Consider the following 19,872-nt stretch of genomic DNA (forward strand, 5'->3'; position numbering starts at 1 on the left):
CCGATTTACTTTCTATTCTATGGAGATGACCGGTTTAAGTCCGTCAGACCGGTGGGTTCAGCGGGCGCAAGGTCGCTGCTGCAAGTAGTCGGGCGATGCGCACATTTGCCGTTTTTTAGCGTTATAGAAGGACATCGTCCATGTCGAAAGTACAAGGCATCACTGAAATGTTAGGAATCTTTCCCTGCTTGGCCATTGGGCGGCGAAGGCGTCGGCTCAATTCCGACGAGATGAAATTGGTGGAGCGGTATCGCGAGTTGTCGGAAAGCGACCGGATTGCAATGCGGTATCTGGTGGATGCGATGAGGAGCGTTTCGCGGTTTTGAGCGTAGGTGCTTACTGTGACGAAGGGGCGGACTGCGAAGTCTGCCCCTTTTTCATTGAGATACCCGCCCGTTGCGAGCAGAGATCTTGTCCTTACCGGCTGACGTCCCAGGCATCCCCCGCGGGTGCGGTGCCGTGGTCATACGGCTTGGCCAGCCACATGTAGAGCAGGCCCAGGCCAATGACAATCGCGGTACTTAGTACCATGGCGTAGTTGATGTACCACGCCGCCTCAGGTGTACGCGGCCAGGCCATATTGATGATGGCGCTCACGCCGTAGATCAGCGCGCCGATGTTGACCGGCAGGCCCCAGGCGCCGAGGGTGAATTTGCCGCTCGGTTTCCAGCCTTTCATCCGTGCGTACAGGGCGGCCAGCACAATCATCTGGAACGCCAGGTAGATGCCGATGGCGGCGAAGCTGACGATGGTTGCGACTGCGTCTTGCAGGAAAAATCCAAGAGCGATGATCAGCGCCGGCAGGACACCGGACACGAACAGCGCCGCAACCGGCACCTGCGTTGTAGGGGAAATCTTTTTCAGCAGGGCGCTGCCGATGACCATTTCGTCCCTGGCGTAGGAGTACAGCAGACGACTCGCCGCCGCTTGCAGGCTAATCACGCAGGAGATGAAGGAAATCATCACCACGCCCATCACCACTTTCGAACCCACTGGGCCAAAGGCGTTGTTGAGGATGGTGGTGACCGGGTCCTTGTCGGTGCCGTTGATCACCGCTTGCATGTCCGGTACGGCGAGGATCAGGGCCAGGCAGGCGAACATGGCGGAGATGCCGCCGATGTAGATGGTCATGCACATCGCGATCGGAATCTGCTTGCTCGGGTTCGGTGTTTCTTCGGCGACATCGCCGCAGGCCTCGAAGCCGTAGTACAGGAACATCCCCGCCAGCGACGCGGTAAGGAAGGCGGGCAGGTATGAGCCGTCGATGCGGATGTCGAAAGTGTTGAACAGCACGCTGAGCGGTTGATGACGTTCAAACACCAGCAGGTACACCCCGACGATTACCGCGCCGATCAACTCACAGAGGAAGCCGAACATGGCAATCCGTGCCAGCACCTTGGTGCCGCTGAGATTGACCAGCGTGGCGAACAGTGTCAGGAACAGCGCAATGACAATGTTGGTGGTGTTGCTCGGTTCAAAACCCATCATCGCGGCCAGGTACGGACCGGCGCCGACCGCAACGGCGGCGATGGTCACGCACAGGGCAATGGAGTAAATCCAGCCCACCATCCACGCCCAGCGCTTGCCCACCAGGCGACGCGCCCATGGGTATACGCCGCCGGAAATCGGAAACTGCGAGACCACTTCGCCGAAGATCAGGCACACCAGCAACTGGCCACAACCGACCAACAAATAGGCCCAGAACATCGGCGGTCCGCCAGCGGCCAGGCACAGGCCGAACAGGGTATAGACCCCAACGACCGGCGAGAGATAGGTGAAACCCAGGGCGAAGTTTTCCCACAGGCTCATGCTGCGATTGAAGTTTGAGGTGTAACCCAGTTTGCGCAGTTGCTCGGCGTCGCTGTCGGCGACCGCTGCAGAGAGATCGGGTGATGCACTCATGGTGTGTTAGCTCCGGAAAATCAGCAGATTTCGGATGTCCGACTCCGTGGCAGGGCCGTGAAGGCGCTGCCCGGATCGGTGGTTATTGTTTTGGTTTTTTGGGGTGGAACCTGGTGATGCTAAGTGCCGGTTTCTTCCTTGAGATTGCGCTGACGCCATCGCGAGCAGGCTTTTAATGCTTGAACATCACATGCCGAACCGTGGTGTAGTCCTCCAGCCCGTACATGGACATGTCCTTCCCGTAACCGGACAATTTCTGACCGCCGTGGGGCATTTCGCTGACCAGCATGAAGTGTGTATTCACCCAGGTGCAGCCGTACTGCAAGCGTGCGGCCAGGCGATGAGCGCGACCCACATCCGTGGTCCAGACCGACGACGCCAGGCCGTAGTCAGAGTCGTTAGCCCAGCCCAGTACCTGCGCTTCATCCGTGAATTTCGTGACGGACACCACTGGACCAAACACTTCGCGACGAACGATCTCGTCGTCCTGTTGCGCATCGGCCAACACTGTCGGTTCAAAGAAGAAACCATTGCCTTCCACGGCCTTGCCGCCGGTGATCAGGCGGATATGCCGTTGCGCTACGGCACGCTCGACAAACCCGGCTACGCGGTCGCGGTGTTGTGCGGTGATCAGTGGGCCAAGTTCGGTTGTCGGGTCATCCTGCAAGCCGTACTTGATGGTGCGGACGGCGGCGCCGAGCTTCTCGACGAACTGCTCGTAGAGGCCTTCTTGCACATAGATGCGGCAGGCGGCGGTACAGTCTTGCCCGGCGTTGTAGAAGCCAAAGGTGCGAATACCGGCCACAGCGGCATCAATATCGGCGTCGTCGAAGATGATCACCGGGGCCTTGCCGCCCAGTTCCATGTGCAGGCGTTTGACGCTGCCGGCGGTGCTGGAAATGATGTTAGCGCCGGTAGCGATGGAGCCGGTCAGCGACACCATGCGCACTTTCGGGTGAGTGACCAGCGGGTTACCCACGGTAGGACCACGACCAAACACCAGATTGAGCACGCCGGCCGGGAATATCTCTGACGCTAGTTGCGCCAAGCGCAACGCGGTCAGCGGGGTTTGTTCCGATGGCTTGAGCACCACGGTATTGCCGGCAGCGAGGGCCGGGGCGATTTTCCAGGCGACCATCATCAACGGGTAGTTCCACGGCGCGATGGACGCGATCACGCCCACCGGGTCGCGGCGGATCATTGAAGTGTGCCCCGCCAGGTATTCACCGCCCGCCGAACCGCTCATGCAACGGCTGGCGCCAGCGAAGAAACGGAACACGTCGGCAATCGCCGGGATCTCGTCGTTGAGTGCCGCGCTGTACGGTTTACCGCAGTTATCCGATTCGAGTTTGGCCAGTTCTTCGCCGTGGGCCTCGATGGCGTCGGCGAGTTTTAGCAGCAGCAGCGAGCGGTCTTTGGGCGGGGTTTGCGACCACCCTTCGAAGGCATTGTCGGCGGCCCGCACAGCCGCGTCGACCTGAGCTTCGCTGGCTTCATTGATTTCGACCAGCACGCGACCTAGGGCCGGATTGAACACCGGTTGAGCGGGGCCTTCGCCATCGACCAGTTGGCCATTGATCAAGAGTTTGGTTTGCATCGTGTGGTCCTCATCGAAGCGGTTGTCGGTTATCTGCAAGCCCGCGCCCCGAAAAAGCGCGTCCCACAGTAAAAATCGTTGTCAGTTACTTGCCGCCACTGCCCGCTACACTCTCGCCGCCACGGGTCAGGTAATAGGCACCGAGGATTGGCAGCATGGTCACCATCATCACCAGCATCGCGACGACGTTGGTTACCGGCACGTCTCGTGGGCGGCTGAGTTGGTTCAGCAACCACAGCGGCAAAGTGCGTTCATGGCCGGCGGTAAACGTGGTGACGATGATCTCGTCGAACGACAGGGCGAAGGCGAGCATGCCGCCTGCCAGCAATGCCGAGCCGAGACTGGGCAGTACGATGTAGCGAAAGGTCTGCCAGCCGTCGGCGCCAAGGTCCATCGAAGCTTCGATCAAACTGTGCGAGGTGCGCCGTAACCGCGCGATCACGTTGTTGTAGACGATCACCACGCAGAAGGTCGCGTGGCCAACAATGATGGTGAACATTCCCGGCTCAATCCCCAGCGATTTGAAGGTCGCCAGCAACGCGATCCCGGTGATGATCCCCGGCAAGGCAATCGGCAGAATCAGCATCAGCGAAATCCCTTGTTTGCCGAAGAACTCACGGCGATACAACGCCGCCGACGCCAGCGTGCCGAGGACCATCGCAATCAAGGTGGCGATGCCAGCAATTTCAGCCGACAGCTTGATGGCTTCCAGCACGTCCGGCCTCGAAAACGCCACGCTGAACCAGTGCAGGGTGAAACCCTTGGGCGGAAAGCTGAACGCCGCCTCTTCGGTGTTGAAGGCGTACAGGAAGATGATCAGGATCGGAAAGTGCAGAAACAGCAACCCGCCCCACGCGGCGATTTTCAGGCCCAGGGAGGCTTGGTCGCCTTGTTTGACGGCGGTTGGTTTTTTCGAATCAGAGCGCATCGAAAGCCCCCAGACGTTTGACGAGGGTCAGGTACACGGCGATCAATACGATCGGCACTAAGGTGAACGCGGCGGCCATCGGCATGTTGCCGATAGCGCCCTGTTGGGCGTAAACCATGCTGCCGACGAAGTAGCCCGGCGGCCCCACCAGTTGCGGCACGATGAAGTCGCCCAAGGTCAGCGAAAAGGTGAAGATCGAACCGGCAGCGATACCCGGAATCGACAGCGGCACAATCACCTGCATGAAGGTCTGGAGCGGCTTGGCGCCAAGGTCCGCCGAAGCTTGCAGCAGCGACGGCGGCAGGCGTTCCAGCGAGGCCTGAATCGGCAGGATCATGAACGGCAGCCAGATGTAGACGAACACCATGAAGCGACCCAGGTGCGAGGTCGACAAGGTGCTGCCGCCGACCCCCGGAATGCCCAGCACACACTGTAAAACCGGCTCCAGCCCCAGGTGCTGAACGAACCACTGTGCAACACCGCCCTTGGCCAGCAGCAAGGTCCAGGCGTAGGCCTTGACGATATAACTGGCCCACATCGGCAGCATCACGGCGATGTAGAAAAAGGCCTTGGTCTTGCCGCTGGTGTAGCGCGCCATGTAATAGGCAATCGGAAAGGCGACGATGGCGCTGGCGATCGACACGACAATCGCCATGCTCAAGGTGCGCAGGATGATGTCGAAATTCGACGGCTGAAACAGTGCAGCGAAGTTCGCCAGGGTCAGGTCGGGCGTGACCGCCATGGTGAAGTCGTCGAAGGTGTAGAACCCCTGCCACAGCAGGGTCAGCAGCGAACCGAGATAAATGGCGCCGAACCAGATCAGCGGCGGCACCAGCAACAGCGTCAGGTACAGGTTGGGTCGGCGATACAGTAGGTTGGAAAACCTGCGCAACGGCGAGCGGCCGGCCGGGATTTGAGTGATCGCCAACGTGTTCATCTCACGCCCCGCCCGCAACGGTATCGTGCAACTGCGTCATCGCCTCGCGCGCCCAGCGTGCGGTGATGCGTTGCCCAGTCTGGTGTTGCGCGCTGATGTCCAGCCACTGGTTGTTGGCCTGGCTGATGTTTAGCGTCTGCCCGTTTTCCAGTCTCAGTTCGTAGCGGGTGGCGCTGCCTTGGTACTGAATGTCGTGCAGCAAGCCGCTGACTTCAATCTCATGGCTGGCCAGCGGGCCTTCAGCGAAACGCACGTGTTCCGGGCGAATCGAGAACGGCTGCGGGTTGCCGCTCAACTGCTTTGCCAGATCGCCGCGAATCACATTGGAGGTGCCGACAAATTCAGCGACAAACGTGGTTGCCGGTTTCATGTAGAGGTTGCGTGGGGTATCGACCTGCTCGATGCGCCCCTTGTTGAACACGGCGACGCGGTCGGACATCGACAGGGCTTCGGTCTGGTCGTGTGTGACGAAGATGAAGGTGATGCCGAGTTGGCGTTGCAGCTTTTTCAGCTCACTCTGCATTTGTTCGCGCAGCTTTAAATCCAGTGCGCCGAGCGGTTCGTCGAGCAGCAGTACGCGCGGACGATTGACCAAGGCGCGCGCCAGGGCCACACGCTGGCGCTGACCGCCGGACAGTTGCACGGGTTTGCGCTCGCCGTAGCCACCGAGGGCGACCATGTCGAGGGCTTCTTCGGCGCGTGTGTGGCGCTCGGCCTTGCCGACGCCTTTGACTTTTAAACCGTAGGCGACGTTGTCGCGCACGTTCATATGCGGGAACAGCGCGTAATCCTGAAACACGGTGTTCACGTCACGTTGATACGGCGGCAGCCCGGCGGCTTCCTCGCCATGAATACGAATAGAGCCTGCGCTCGGTTGTTCAAAACCGGCGATCAGGCGCAGGCAGGTGGTTTTGCCGGAGCCTGAGGGCCCGAGCATGGAGAAGAACTCGCCGTCCTGGATATCGATGGAAACCCGGTCTACGGCTTTCACTTCGCCGAATAGACGGGAAACGTTGGTGAACTGGACTGCAAGCGTCATGGCGCGTAACTCCGAAAATCTGAATCTTTAAAAGCATCGCGAGCAGGTTCACTCCCACCGTGGAGTGTGATCAAACAGGTGGGCGTGAGCCTGCTCGCGAAAGGGCCTTAACGACCGCCCATAATCGCGATGTAGTCCTGGGTCCAGCGGCTGTACGGTACGAATTTTCCGCCCTCGGCCTGCGGGGTTTTCCAGAAGGCGATTTTCTCGAACTGGTCGAAACCGTTGGTTTTGCATCCCTCGGCGCCTAACAGTTCACTGCCTGTACACGCCGCTGGCACGGCTGGCAACGAGCCGAACCACGCGGCCACATCGCCCTGGACTTTCGGTTGCAGCGACCAGTCCATCCACTTGTAGGCGCAGTTCGGGTGCTTGGCCTCGGCGTGCAACATCGTGGTGTCGGCCCAGCCGGTGGCGCCCTCTTTGGGGATGGTCGAGGCAATGGGCTGTTTCTCGTTGATCAGGCCGTTGACTTGATACGGCCAGGCGCTGGACGCGACCACGCCTTCATTCTTGAAGTCACTCATCTGCACGGTGGTGTCGTGCCAGTAGCGGTGGATCAACGGTTGCTGCGCGCGTAACAGGTCAAGCACGGCTTTGTACTGGGTTTCGGTCAGCTCGTAAGGACTCTGGATGCCCAGTTCAGGGTGGGTGGTTTTCAGGTACAGCGCAGCGTCGGCGATGTAGATCGGACCGTCATACGCTTGCACACGGCCCTTGTTCGGCTTGCCGTCCGGCAAGTTTTGCGCGTTGAACACCACCCCCCAACTGGTCGGCGCGGTTTTGAACACCGTGGTGTTGTACATCAGCACGTTCGGGCCCCACTGATATGGGGTGCCGTAGGTCTGTTTGTTGACCACGTACCACGGTGCATCTTTCAAGCGCGGGTCGATGCTTTTCCAGTTCGAGATCAAATCCGTGTTGATCGGCTGCACACGCTTGCCGACGATCAAGCGCAACGAAGCATCGCCCGAGGCGGTGACCAAGTCGTACCCGCCCTTGGCCATCAGGCTGACCATTTCATCGGAGGTGGCGGCGGTTTTCACATTGACCTTGCAGCCGGTTTCCTTCTCGAACCCGGTCACCCAGTCGTAGGCTTTATCGCTCTCTCCCCGCTCGATGTAGCCGGGCCAAGCCACGATATCCAACTGACCTTCGCCGGCGCCGATGGTTTTCAGCGGTTCGGCAGCCTGGAGGCAGGCACTGGCCAGCAACGCGGTGGTGATTGCACTGAGCAGTGCGGTCTTATGCGCGAACATGGGGTTTCCCTCTACTTTAATTATGGTCGGGGCAGTGTTGAACGGGGTCGAGCCAGTGCCTTTGCGGCTGATTGTTAGGGGTGTGCGCTTTATAAGTGCTGGCCGTGGCGAGCCATGATGTGGCGTACCACGCTGTAGTCCTGAAGCGAATCGCTGGACAAGTCTTTGCCATAACCCGAGCGTTTGAGGCCGCCGTGGGGCATTTCGCTGACCAGCATGAAATGGCTGTTGATCCAGGTGCAGCCGTACTGCAAGCGGGCAGCGACCTGCATCGCTTTATCCAGGTTTTGGGTCCAGACCGATGAGGCCAAGCCGTATTCAGAGTCGTTGGCCCAGTCCACCGCTTGTGCCAGCTCATCAAAACGGGTCACGGTGACCACCGGTCCGAACACTTCGCGCTGGACGATTTCATCGTTCTGTTTGCAACCGGCCAGCAACGTTGGCTGGTAATAGAAACCGGCACCGGAATGCACTGCTGCACCGGTCACTCGCTCGATGTGGGGTTGGCCGAGCGCGCGTTCGACAAAACTGGCCACGCGGTCACGTTGACGCGTGCTGATCAGCGGGCCGATCTCATTGTCGGCGTCACGTTTACCGGCGAAGCGCAGGCTGCTGACCGCCGCACCCAGTTCCGCTACCAGGCGATCGTGAATCCCGGCCTGTGCATAAATCCGGCACGCGGCCGTACAGTCCTGACCCGCGTTGTAATAGCCGTAGGTGCGCACACCGTCGACGACCGCTTGAATGTCCGCATCGTTGCAGACAATCACCGGCGCTTTACCGCCGAGTTCCAGATGAGTGCGCTTCAGCGTTTTCGCTGCCGCTTGCAGGATTTTTTGCCCGGTGACGATATCGCCGGTCAGCGAAACCATGCGCACCTTCGGGTGGCTCACCAAGTGACTGCCGACGCCTTCACCGCCGCCGCAGAGGATATTGATCACTCCGCGCGGCAAGATCTCGGCCAGTGCCGGGGCGAGCGCCAGGATCGACAGCGGCGTGTGTTCCGAGGGTTTGAACACCAGCGTGTTGCCAGCGGCGAGTGCCGGGGCGATTTTCCAGGCGGCCATCATGATGGGGTAGTTCCACGGTGCAATCGACGCCACCACCCCAATCGGATCGCGGCGCACCATGCTCGTGTAACCGGGTAGGTATTCGCCGCTGAGTTGGCCGGTCTGGCAACGCACGGCGCCGGCGAAAAAGCGGAACACATCGACCGTCGCGCTCAAGTCGTCCTGACGGGCCAGGTGCAACGGCTTGCCGCAGTTCAGTGATTCGAGGCGGGCCAGCAGGTCGGCGTTTTTTTCGATGGCGTTGGCGATGTCCAGCAGCACGTTGGAGCGTTGTTGCGGTGTGGTCCGCGACCAACTGGCAAAAGCACGGTGGGCAGCGAGGATGGCCGCTTCGACTTGTTCAGTGCTGGCTTCGGCAATGTGCGTCAGCACTTCACCGGTGGCCGGGTTGAGGATCGGCTCGACCACACCCTGGCCGGCGACCAACTCGCCATCGATCAGCAATGCGGTAAACAGCGGAGTCTGCGCGCCAGCCATTTTTCGGGTTCTCTTTTCTTGTGTGGCCATGGTGCTCCCGGTGACTGGGGCCGGCCGTCTTATTGATGCAGCAAGACTAGTGCGCGATCCCGAGGTCGACAAATACTAAATACTGAAGGTTGCGTTCGATTAAATAGATGGCTTGCGCCCGCCGTGAGGCTGCTCGCGAGCCACGGTCAGAAACGGATCCACCAGCGCCGGTCGGGCGGTGCCGCGACGCCAGGCGAGGCCGACGTCGAGGGTCTGGCTCAGGTCCGCGATGGGCCGTGCCTCGATGATGTCGCCTTCCAATGACCATGGACGGTAGGTCATATCGGGCTGGATCGACACGCCCAAGCCAGCAGCGACGAGGCTTCGCACCGCTTCCGTCGAGGCTGTTCTGAGGGAAATACGCGGTTGCAGGGAAGCCGCCGACCACATGCGCTGGGCGTTGCGATCCATTTCATCGACGTTCAGTTGAATCAGCGGTTCACGTGCTACGTCGGCGAGATTGATGCTGTCGTGCTCCAGCAACGGGTGCTGGGCCGGCAGCCACAGACGATGGGGTGAATGCGTCAGGACCTCGGTCTGCAAGGCATGGCGGTCTTCGAGATTGGAGAGGATCAGCACCCCGACGTCGATTTCCCCGCTGACCAGCAAATGCTCGATGTAAGGCCGCTCATCTTCCATCACTCGTATCTCGACGTTCGGGTAGGCGCGCTGGAAGCGGGTAAGCAAATCCGCGAGGTAGTAACCCGCCACGAGGCTGGTTACCCCGATGATCAACTGCCCTGCCACTTGGTCGGTGCTTTGTTGCAGGCTGCGTTTGGCGTTGTCCACTGTCGCGAGAATCAGGTGCGCCTGGCGTAGGAATTGATGACCCTGATGGGTCAGCGTCATGCCCTTGGCGTGACGGTTGAACAGGCTTACGCCAATTTCCTGCTCCAGTTGCTGAATGGCCAGGGTCAGCGTGGACTGGGAAATGAACGCGGTTTGCGCGGCGGCGGAGATCGAGCCGGTTTCGGCAACCGCGATGAAATGACGGATCTGACGCAAGGTCATCATAGAGACAGTACCCAGTGGGCAGTTTTTATAGATTCGCTCGAGTGTATATCTTTTTTTTAGAAGGGCAGTTGAGGGGCTAAGCCTTGGCGGGCAACATCTGGAAGCAATCTTGGGGGCGGGCATTGGGCACTTTCTATCCAGGCGAGTGCCTTTAAGTGTCCGGTCTGCACATTTTTGGAGTCAGCACATGAACACGCGTGGATTACTCGATCAGCTACTCAAGTCCGGTCAGGACCTGTTGCAGAACAACGTCAGTGGTCAAAAAAGCAAGGCATCCAGTGATGGGTTGGGTAGATTGCTGGGCGGCGCTGGCGCTTCCGGTGGCCTCGGCAATTTGCTCTCCGGCGCCGGTGGCGGAGCCTTGGCGGCCGGGGCCATGGGCCTGCTGCTGGGCAGCAAAAAGGCCCGCAAGTTCGGCGGCAAGGCGCTGACCTACGGCGGCCTTGCTGCGTTGGGTGTGATTGCCTACAAGGCTTACGGCAACTGGCAGGCGCGGCAAGGCACCGCACCGCAAACCGAACCACAAACCCTCGACCGGTTGCCGGCCGCACAAGCGGAGCAACACAGCCAGGCGATTCTCAAGGCCCTGGTGGCGGCGGCCAAGGCTGACGGTCATGTCGATGAACAGGAACGGGCCTTGATCGAAGGCGAATTCATTCGGCTTGATAACGACCAGCAATTGCAACGCTGGCTACACGCCGAACTCAACAAGCCGCTGGACCCTGCCGAGGTCGCCCGTGCTGCGAGCACCCCGGAAATGGCCGCCGAAATGTACATCGCCAGCGTGATGCTGGTGGACGAAGAGAACTTCATGGAAAAGTCCTACCTCGATGAGCTGGCGCGGCAGTTGAAGCTTGAACCTGGTTTAAAGGCCGAGCTGGAACAACAGGTTCGGCAGGCTTCCCTTTAATTCTTCAGGCCGGCGATGGCATTTTCAACGGCGCTGCCGAGGATGTCATCGCTCTTCTCTAGCCCTTTCTGTCAAATGACTGCTGGCCCCGTTTCGCTGTCTCACGCAAAGTATTCTTCCAAGTCGTTCCAGGCTTTTAACGACCGGAATGAGAAGTAGTGCGTCCGTCTTATAAATGAAACACTGCCCTCGGCTATACTCCCCTGCATTTGAAATGGTCCCGAGGACTTACTGTGAAGAACTGGACGTTGCGCCAACGCATTTTGGCGAGCTTTGCGGTCATTATCGCCATCATGCTCCTGATGGTCGTCGTCTCTTATTCCCGGTTGTTAAAGATCGAAGTCAGCGAAGAGAGCGTCCGGGGGGATGCGGTTCCCGGGGTCTATTACAGTTCGATGATTCGCAGCGCCTGGGTGGACAGCTACATTCAGACTCAGGAATTGCTGGGGTTCAAGCAGGGGCAGGGCATCAGTGCCGAGGTCGCGGATGACTTCAAGTCGTTCGAAGCACGTCTTCAAGAGCAAATGGCCAACTATCGCACCACGATCATCACCGATTCAGACCGGGCCGAATTCGCCATGTTTGAAAAGAACCATGAGGACTACAACAGGGTCTTGGCGGCGGTGCTTGATTTGCACCAGCGCAACCAGGACGTCGAAGCGACCAAACTATTCAACGAGAAAATGTCCCCGCTCTGGACGGCTGGGCGCATGAAACTCAATGACGTTATCCGTGAGAACAAGACCGTCGCCGATCAGGCCACGACGGCCATCGACAATTCGGTGGTCGCAGCAAAAATCAGCATGGGCATTTCGCTGCTGATCGCGGTGCTGGCCGCTGGCCTCTGCGGTCTTTTGTTGATGCGGGCGATCATGGCGCCGATGAATCGTATCGTGAAAATTCTCGAAATCATGCGCACCGGCGACCTCAGTGGCCGTCTGAACCTGGACCGCAAAGATGAATTCGGTGCCGTGGAAACCGGCTTCAACGACATGATGACCGAGCTGACGTCGCTGGTGTCTCAAGCCCAGCGGTCCTCGGTGCAGGTCACTACATCGGTCACTGAAATCGCCGCGACCTCCAAGCAACAGCAGGCCACCGCCACCGAAACGGCGGCGACAACCACCGAAATCGGCGCCACCTCGCGTGAAATTGCAGCGACTTCCCGCGACCTCGTGCGCACCATGACCGAAGTCTCCACCGCCGCCGATCAGGCCTCGGTACTTGCAGGTTCCGGTCAGCAAGGGCTGGCGCGCATGGAAGACACCATGCATTCGGTGATGGGTGCAGCCGACTTGGTCAACGCCAAACTGGCGATCCTCAATGAGAAGGCCGGTAACATCAATCAGGTGGTGGTGACCATCGTCAAAGTTGCCGACCAGACCAACCTCTTGTCACTGAACGCAGCCATCGAAGCGGAAAAGGCCGGCGAATACGGCCGTGGTTTCGCGGTGGTCGCTACCGAAGTACGGCGTCTGGCGGACCAAACGGCCGTGGCAACTTACGACATCGAGCAGATGGTGCGTGAGATCCAGTCGGCCGTCTCGGCCGGGGTCATGGGCATGGACAAGTTTTCCGAAGAAGTGCGCCGCGGCATGTCCGAGGTGCAGCAGGTCGGCGAACAGTTGTCGCAGATCATCCATCAGGTGCAGGCGTTGGCGCCGCGGGTGTTGATGGTCAACGAAGGCATGCAGGCCCAGGCCACCGGCGCCGAACAGATCAACCACGCCCTGGTGCAGTTGGGCGATGCCAGTAGCCAGACCGTCGAGTCCCTGCGTCAGGCCAGTTTCGCCATCGACGAACTGAGTCAGGTGGCGGTGGGGCTGCGTAGCGGTGTCTCGCGATTCAAAGTCTGATGAGCGAGCTCGCGGCTAAACGCAACGCCGTGGCGCCGGTGAAGTTGTCGCTGTTCCTGTTGTTCCGCATCGGCAACGAACGCTATGCCTTGCAGGCCACTGAGGTGGCCGAAGTGCTGCCGCGTGTGCCCCTCAAACCTATCCCGCGCGCGCCGCACTGGGTGGCAGGTGTGTTCGCTTATCGCGCCGCGGTAGTGCCAGTGATTGACCTCAGCGCCTTGGCATTTGGTGAGCCTGCTCAGGCGCGCACCAGCACTCGTTTGGTGCTGGTCAATTACCGTGCGGATGACACCGCCAAGGCGCAATTGCTCGGGCTGATTCTGGAACAGGCCACCGACACTTTGCGTTGCAACCCGGCAGACTTTCAGCCTTATGGACTGGACAACCGCCAGGCCCCCTACCTCGGCCCGGTGCGCGAAGATGCCCAGGGTTTGTTGCAGTGGGTGCGGGTCGCCGATTTGCTCGATGAACAGGTGCGTGCGCTGCTGTTTCCATCGCCACCGCTGGACATGGCGTTGCTTGAGGAGTTGCCATGAGCAGTGATCAACGGTTTTTCGACTTCCTCAAGCACCGCATAGGCCTGGACGTGACGTCGGTGGGGCCGGCAATCATCGAGCGCGCCGTTCGCCAGCGCAGCACAGCGTCCCAGCTACAGACAGCCGATGAGTATTGGCATGCCTTGCAGACGTCCGAAGATGAACAGCAGGCCTTGATAGAGGCGGTGATCGTCCCCGAAACCTGGTTTTTCCGTTACCCGGAATCGTTCGTTACCCTGGCGAAGCTCGCCACAAAACGGCTGGCAGCGATCAACAACAGGCGCGCCCTGCGGATTCTCAGCCTGCCATGCTCCACGGGCGAAGAGCCCTATTCCATCGCCATGGCGTTGTTCGATGCGGGTTTCGAAGCGCATCAGTTCAAGGTCGAAGGCATGGACGTCAGCCCGCTGTCGGTGGAAAAAGCCAAGCGCGGGCTGTACGGGAAAAACTCGTTTCGCGGCCAGGACATCGCCTTTCGTGAACGGTATTTCACCGACGAAGGAGACAGTTATCGTCTGAGCGGGCGAGTCTTGGAACAGGTGCGTTTGCACGTGGCCAATTTGCTGGATCCGGCCTTGCTGGCTAACGAGCCGCCTTATGATTTTGTGTTTTGCCGTAATTTATTGATCTATTTCGATCAGCCGACCCAGCAACACGTGTTCGAAGTGCTCAAGCGCCTGACCCACGTTGATGGCGTGCTATTTATTGGCCCGGCGGAGGGCAGCCTGCTGGGGCGTTTTGGCATGCGCTCGATCGGTATCCCCCAGTCATTTGCGTTCAGTCGTCATAGCGCGCCTGAGCCTTTACCCGTTTACGCTCCAGTACCGCTGCCGGTGCGCCAGCCGGTGCGTAGCGTGATGCCGGTTCCCGTGCGTAACCGACCGTTCGCAACGATGACGCCGCCAGCCGTTACTCCAAAAGCCTCGGACGCTGTCGCGTTGCTCGCCAGCATCGCTGCCCTGGCCAACGAGGGGAAAAGTGCAGAAGCCCGTGCTGCGTGTGAAGGCTATTTGCGCAGTCACGAGCCCGTGGCCCAGGTTTTTTACTGGCTGGGGCTGCTCAGCGATGTTGCTGGTCGAGTCCTGGAGGCCCAGGGTTTTTATCGCAAAGCGTTGTACCTCGAACCGCAACATCCGGACGCGTTGATGCACTTGGCTGCTTTGCTGCAATCGCAGGGCGACACGGCAGGTGCCAGACGATTGCAAGACCGCGCCGCCCGCAACGAGCGCGCCGCTGACAGTGAGCGCAAACGATGAACGTCTCTGACACCTTGAGCGTCACCCTTGAAGATGCCCAGGCCATCGATGACTGCTGGAACCGCATCGGTATCCACGGCGATAAGTCTTGCCCGCTGCTGATTGACCATATTCATTGCCGCAATTGCGCGGTGTATTCAGCCGCCGCCACGCGTTTACTCGACCGTTACGCCTTGCAGCAGGAAGATCGCCTACAGGTGTCGGCGGTGGTTGAGGCCGAGGTGAAGACGCGCTCGCTGTTGATCTTCCGTCTTGGCGAAGAATGGCTGGGCCTGGCCACCCGCACTCTGGTGGAAGTGGCGCCGTTGCACGCGATTCACTCGTTGCCGCATCAGCGCTCCCGGGCCCTGCTTGGCGTGGCAAACGTGCGCGGTGCCTTGGTCGCCTGCCTGTCGTTGGTGGAGTTACTCGGCCTCGACGTGACCCTTAACGTATCCTCTGGCGCCCGCGTCATGCCGCGCATGTTGATCATCGCCGCCCAAGGTGGGCCGGTCGTGGTGCCGGTGGACGAAGTGGACGCCATTCACGCCATTGACGAACGCATTCTGGAGGCCGCGTCGCAATCGGGCACGCAGGCCAGCGCCAAGTACACCCGTGGGGTGCTGCAATTCAAAGGTCGCAGCTTGCGTTGGCTGGATGAAGAGCAGTTGCTGTCCGCGGTCACCCGGAGCCTCACATGACCCCTGAGCAAATGCGCGACGCCTCTTTGCTGGAGCTGTTCAGTCTGGAAGCTGAGGCTCAGACCCAAGTGCTGAGCACGGGGCTGTTGGCCCTCGAACGCGACCCGACTCAAGCTGATCACCTGGAGTCGTGCATGCGCGCGGCCCACTCGCTCAAAGGCGCGGCGCGGATTGTCGGCGTCGATGCCGGCGTCAGCGTGTCGCATGTAATGGAAGATTGTTTGGTCAGTGCCCAGGAAGGTCGCTTGTACCTGCGGCCGGAACACATTGACGCGTTGCTGCTGGGCACTGACCTGCTGATGCGCATTGCCACCCCGGCCAACGCGCCGAGACCTTCGGATGTTGAAGGATATGTGGCGCTGATGGCGCGTTTATTGGATCCGGCGGCACTCGCGGCACCGGTCAGCAAGCCGATGGCGCCGCTCATGGCGGAGCTTATGTTGGAGCCGCCCGCGCCCGAACCTGTCATCGAGCCGCTTGCCGCCGCAGTCGTTGAGCCCTTGCGCAAGCGCACCACTGAAAACGGCGAGCGGGTGCTGCGAGTCACGGCTGAGCGCCTCAATAGCCTGCTCGACCTGTCGAGCAAATCGCTGGTGGAAACCCTGCGGCTCAAGCCGCACCTGGCCACCATGCAGCGGCTCAAACGCATACAAAGCAATGGCCTGCGAGCCCTGGAAAACCTCAATGTCCACCTCAAGGAATACGCCTTGAATCTGGAGGCCCAGGAGGCGCTTGAGGATGCCCGGCGGTTGTTGGCCGAGTCGCAGCAATTGCTCGCGGAAAAAAACGCCGAGCTCGATGAGTTTGCCTGGCAGGCCAGCCAGCGCGCGCAAGTCTTGTATGACACGGCGCTGGCGTGCCGTATGCGCCCGTTCGCCGATGTGTTGACCGGGCAGGTGCGCATGGTCCGCGACCTTGGGCGCGACCTGGGGAAACAGGTGCGTCTGGAGATCGAAGGTGAGAAGACCCAGGTCGATCGCGACGTCCTGGAAAAACTCGAAGCGCCGCTGACGCACCTGCTGCGCAACGCGGTGGATCATGGCATTGAGTCCCCAGAGCAACGGTTGTTGGCCGGCAAACCCGCTGAAGGCCTGATCCGCTTGCGCGCCTCGCACCAGGCGGGCCTGCTGGTGCTGGAATTGAGCGATGACGGCAATGGCGTTGACCTCGAAAAGGTCCGTCGCAGCATCATCGAACGTCATTTATCACCCGCGCAAACCGCTGCCCAGTTAAGTGAAGAAGAACTCCTGACCTTCCTGTTCCTGCCGGGCTTCAGCCTGCGCGACACGGTCACCGAAGTTTCGGGGCGCGGTGTTGGCCTGGACGCGGTTCAGCACATGGTGCGCCAACTGCGCGGGGCGGTGGTGCTGGAGCAGGCGGCGGGCGAGGGCAGTCGTTTCCACCTGGAGGTGCCGCTGACCCTGTCGGTGGTGCGCAGTCTGGTGGTGGAAGTCGGCGACGAAGCCTATGCCTTTCCGCTGGCGCATATCGAACGCATGTGCGACCTGGAACCCGAAGACATCGTTCAGCTCGAAGGCCGTCAGCATTTTTGGCATGAGGGCCAGCATGTCGGTCTGGTTGCCGCCAGTCAGCTGTTGCAGCGCCCGGCGAGCCAGAACAGTCAGCAAACCCTGAAAGTCGTGGTGATCCGCGAGCGCGATGCGATCTACGGCGTGGCGGTCGAACGTTTTATCGGCGAGCGCACGTTGGTGGTGTTGCCCTTGGACGAGCGCTTGGGCAAAGTGCAGGACATTTCTGCCGGAGCCTTGCTCGACGACGGTTCGGTGGTGTTGATTGTGGACGTGGAAGACATGCTGCGTTCGGTGGACAAGCTGCTCAATACCGGGCGCCTGGAACGCATTGCTCGCCACAACCAGCCGGTGGTGGACGTGGTGCGCAAGCGGATTCTGGTGGTGGATGACTCCCTTACCGTTCGCGAGTTGCAACGCAAGCTGCTGCTCAACCGTGGCTACGATGTAGCCGTTGCAGTGGACGGCATGGATGGCTGGAACGCTTTGCGTTCGGAGGATTTTGATCTGCTGATCACCGACATCGATATGCCACGCATGGACGGTATCGAATTGGTCTCTTTGTTGCGCCGTGACAACCGTTTGCAATCGCTGCCGGTCATGGTGGTGTCCTACAAGGACCGCGAAGAGGACCGTCGCCGTGGGCTGGATGCCGGGGCCGACTATTATTTAGCCAAGGCCAGTTTTCATGACGACGCGCTGCTCGATGCAGTGGTTGAGCTCATTGGAGGAGCAAGGGCATGAAAATCGCAATCGTCAATGACATGCCCATAGCGGTAGAAGCCTTGCGCCGGGCGTTGGCATTCGAACCTGCGCATCAGGTGATTTGGGTCGCCAGTAACGGGGCCGAAGCGGTGCAGCGTTGCGCCGAAAATACCCCGGACTTGATTCTGATGGACCTGATCATGCCGGTGATGGATGGCGTGGAGGCGACCCGTCGAATCATGGCCGAGACCCCCTGCGCCATCGTGATCGTCACGGTGGACCGTCAGCAGAACGTCCACCGGGTATTCGAGGCCATGGGCCACGGCGCGCTGGATGTGGTCGATACTCCGGCCATCGGCGCCGGCAACCCGGCAGAGGCGGCAGCGCCGTTGCTGCGCAAAATCATGAACATCGGCTGGCTGATTGGCGACAAGAGTAATCGGATAAGCTCGGCGCCGAGCACGTTGCGCAGTTCGGCGTCCCGGCAACGGCTGGTGGCCATCGGCTCGTCCGCGGGCGGGCCGGCAGCCCTGGAAATTTTACTCAAAGGGTTGCCCCAGGATTTCTCGGCGGCCATTGTGTTGGTGCAACATGTCGACCAGGTGTTCGCCGCCGGCATGGCTGAATGGCTCAGCAGCGCCAGCGGCCTGAATGTGCGCCTGGCGCTGGAAGGTGAACCACCGCAGGCCGGCACGGTGTTGCTGGCAGGCACCAATCACCATATTCGCTTGTTGAAAAACGGTACGCTCGCCTACACCGCCGAACCCGTGAACGAGATTTACCGGCCTTCGATCGATGTGTTTTTCGAGAGCGTGGCCAGTTACTGGAATGGCGACGCGGTTGGCGTGTTGCTGACCGGGATGGGCCGCGATGGTGCGCAAGGGCTTAAACTCATGCGCCAACAGGGCTACCTGACCATCGCTCAGGACCAAAACAGCAGCGCGGTGTACGGCATGCCCAAGGCGGCTGCGGCCATCGACGCGGCAGTGGAAATTCGTCCACTGGACAAGATAGCGCCACGATTGCTAGAGATTTTCCCAAAATGACCATTTTTTCTCAGCAATCCTGGTTTCAGCAGTATTCAGGTGACCGCACATGAATGAATTACAGCTCGACGACTTCAAGACCGACGAAAACGCCGCCATGGTGTTGTTGGTCGACGATCAGGCGATGATCGGCGAGGCAGTGCGGCGCGGTCTGGCGAATGAAGAAAATATCGATTTCCATTTTTGCTCCGACCCGCACCAGGCCATCGCGCAAGCGATTCGCATCAAGCCTACCGTCATCCTTCAGGACTTGGTGATGCCGGGCCTCGATGGCCTGAGCCTCGTCCGTGAATACCGCAACCACCCGGCCACCCGTGATATCCCGATCATCGTCCTGTCGACCAAGGAAGATCCGATGATCAAGAGTGCGGCGTTCGCGGCCGGTGCCAATGATTATCTGGTCAAGCTGCCGGACAATATCGAGCTGGTGGCGCGTATCCGCTACCACTCGCGGTCCTACATGACCTTGTTGCAACGCGACGCTGCGTACCGCGCGTTGCGTGTCAGCCAGCAGCAACTGCTCGACACCAACCTGGTATTGCAACGGCTGATGAACTCCGATGGCCTGACCGGTTTGTCCAACCGTCGCCACTTTGACGAATACCTGGAGTTGGAGTGGCGACGTTCATTGCGTGACCAGACCCAACTGTCACTGCTGATGATCGATGTGGACTACTTCAAGTCCTATAACGACAGCTTTGGCCACCTGGAAGGCGATGAAGCGCTGCGCAAAGTCGCCACGGCGATTCGTGACGCCAGTTCCAGGCCCTCCGACCTGCCGGCTCGTTATGGTGGTGAAGAATTCGTCCTCGTACTGCCAAACACCTCGCCGGGTGGCGCGCGGATGGTGGCGGAAAAACTGCGTATGACGGTGGAAGGGCTGAAAATTCCGCACGTTTTTCCGGCTCAAGGTTCAAGCCTTACGATCAGTATTGGTCTGTCGACCATCACTCCACAGCTGGGCGGTGATTGTCGGCAACTGATCTCGGCGGCAGACAAGGGGCTGTACTTGGCGAAGAACAATGGACGCAATCAGGTGGGGATCGAGTAGTTTCAGACGCCCCGGCAAGCCCCCGCGATTGATAGGGCGCTGCGTTATGT

Annotated in this window: 17 protein-coding genes; 9 read left to right on the plus strand and 8 right to left on the minus strand. The window is 60.0% G+C overall.

The window, feature by feature from the left end:
- Window positions 1-140 precede the first annotated feature (140 nt).
- Window positions 141-326, plus strand: a complete 186-nt coding sequence (locus RHM68_RS04960; protein ID WP_322220811.1) for a hypothetical protein — start codon at window positions 141-143, stop codon at window positions 324-326.
- Between the two features lie 91 nt (window positions 327-417).
- On the opposite strand, the gene RHM68_RS04965 is transcribed toward RHM68_RS04960, so the two are convergent.
- The 8 genes from RHM68_RS04965 to RHM68_RS05000 all read right to left on the minus strand — a co-directional run bounded on the left by RHM68_RS04965 (window position 418) and on the right by RHM68_RS05000 (window position 10,253).
- The gene (locus RHM68_RS04965; protein WP_322220812.1) at window positions 418-1,902 is read right to left on the minus strand and encodes an APC family permease; all 1,485 of its coding nucleotides are present in this window, start codon (window positions 1,900-1,902) and stop codon (window positions 418-420) included.
- Between the two features lie 172 nt (window positions 1,903-2,074).
- Window positions 2,075-3,499: a gamma-aminobutyraldehyde dehydrogenase gene (locus tag RHM68_RS04970; protein WP_322220813.1), complete on the minus strand. Its 1,425-nt coding sequence runs from the start codon at window positions 3,497-3,499 to the stop codon at window positions 2,075-2,077.
- 85 nt (window positions 3,500-3,584) lie between these two features.
- On the minus strand, window positions 3,585-4,427 hold the full coding sequence (locus RHM68_RS04975) for an ABC transporter permease (protein ID WP_322220814.1): 843 nt from the start codon (window positions 4,425-4,427) through the stop codon (window positions 3,585-3,587).
- Entirely contained in the window at window positions 4,417-5,364 is a 948-nt protein-coding gene (locus tag RHM68_RS04980; RefSeq protein WP_322220815.1) for an ABC transporter permease, read from the minus strand. Before RHM68_RS04980 ends, RHM68_RS04975 begins: the two co-directional genes overlap by 11 nt.
- Window position 5,365: 1 nt before the next feature.
- Complete coding sequence (locus tag RHM68_RS04985; protein ID WP_322220816.1) at window positions 5,366-6,403, minus strand: ABC transporter ATP-binding protein; 1,038 nt, start codon at window positions 6,401-6,403, stop codon at window positions 5,366-5,368.
- Window positions 6,404-6,510: 107 nt separating this feature from the next.
- Window positions 6,511-7,662, minus strand: a complete 1,152-nt coding sequence (ydcS, locus tag RHM68_RS04990) for a putative ABC transporter substrate-binding protein YdcS (RefSeq protein ID WP_322220817.1) — start codon at window positions 7,660-7,662, stop codon at window positions 6,511-6,513.
- Between the two features lie 89 nt (window positions 7,663-7,751).
- Window positions 7,752-9,209: a gamma-aminobutyraldehyde dehydrogenase gene (locus RHM68_RS04995; RefSeq protein WP_322223687.1), complete on the minus strand. Its 1,458-nt coding sequence runs from the start codon at window positions 9,207-9,209 to the stop codon at window positions 7,752-7,754.
- Between the two features lie 129 nt (window positions 9,210-9,338).
- Window positions 9,339-10,253 (minus strand): LysR family transcriptional regulator, encoded by a 915-nt coding sequence (locus RHM68_RS05000; RefSeq protein ID WP_322220818.1) that lies wholly within the window; start codon window positions 10,251-10,253, stop codon window positions 9,339-9,341.
- Window positions 10,254-10,440: 187 nt separating this feature from the next.
- Between RHM68_RS05000 and RHM68_RS05005 the strand changes: the two genes are divergently transcribed.
- The 8 genes from RHM68_RS05005 (at window position 10,441) to RHM68_RS05040 (ending at window position 19,822) form a co-directional block, all read left to right on the plus strand.
- Window positions 10,441-11,163, plus strand: coding sequence for a tellurite resistance TerB family protein (locus tag RHM68_RS05005; RefSeq protein WP_322220819.1), 723 nt, complete (start codon window positions 10,441-10,443; stop codon window positions 11,161-11,163).
- Window positions 11,164-11,396: 233 nt separating this feature from the next.
- Window positions 11,397-13,019 carry a methyl-accepting chemotaxis protein gene (locus RHM68_RS05010; RefSeq protein ID WP_322220820.1) on the plus strand — a complete coding sequence of 541 codons (1,623 nt, stop codon included), beginning with the start codon at window positions 11,397-11,399 and terminating at the stop codon, window positions 13,017-13,019.
- Window positions 13,019-13,555: a chemotaxis protein CheW gene (locus tag RHM68_RS05015; protein WP_322220821.1), complete on the plus strand. Its 537-nt coding sequence runs from the start codon at window positions 13,019-13,021 to the stop codon at window positions 13,553-13,555. Before RHM68_RS05010 ends, RHM68_RS05015 begins: the two co-directional genes overlap by 1 nt.
- Window positions 13,552-14,811, plus strand: a complete 1,260-nt coding sequence (locus RHM68_RS05020; protein WP_322220822.1) for a CheR family methyltransferase — start codon at window positions 13,552-13,554, stop codon at window positions 14,809-14,811. The genes RHM68_RS05015 and RHM68_RS05020 overlap by 4 nt, the downstream gene beginning before the upstream one ends.
- Entirely contained in the window at window positions 14,808-15,491 is a 684-nt protein-coding gene (locus tag RHM68_RS05025) for a chemotaxis protein CheW (protein ID WP_322220823.1), read from the plus strand. The genes RHM68_RS05020 and RHM68_RS05025 overlap by 4 nt, the downstream gene beginning before the upstream one ends.
- The gene (locus RHM68_RS05030) at window positions 15,488-17,764 is read left to right on the plus strand and encodes a hybrid sensor histidine kinase/response regulator (RefSeq protein ID WP_322220824.1); all 2,277 of its coding nucleotides are present in this window, start codon (window positions 15,488-15,490) and stop codon (window positions 17,762-17,764) included. Before RHM68_RS05025 ends, RHM68_RS05030 begins: the two co-directional genes overlap by 4 nt.
- Entirely contained in the window at window positions 17,761-18,771 is a 1,011-nt protein-coding gene (locus tag RHM68_RS05035) for a chemotaxis response regulator protein-glutamate methylesterase (protein WP_322220825.1), read from the plus strand. Before RHM68_RS05030 ends, RHM68_RS05035 begins: the two co-directional genes overlap by 4 nt.
- 49 nt (window positions 18,772-18,820) lie before the next feature.
- Window positions 18,821-19,822, plus strand: a complete 1,002-nt coding sequence (locus RHM68_RS05040; RefSeq protein ID WP_322220826.1) for a PleD family two-component system response regulator — start codon at window positions 18,821-18,823, stop codon at window positions 19,820-19,822.
- Window positions 19,823-19,872: the final 50 nt, after the last annotated feature.

The organism is Pseudomonas sp. DC1.2, from assembly GCF_034351645.1.
GTDB lineage: Bacteria > Pseudomonadota > Gammaproteobacteria > Pseudomonadales > Pseudomonadaceae > Aquipseudomonas.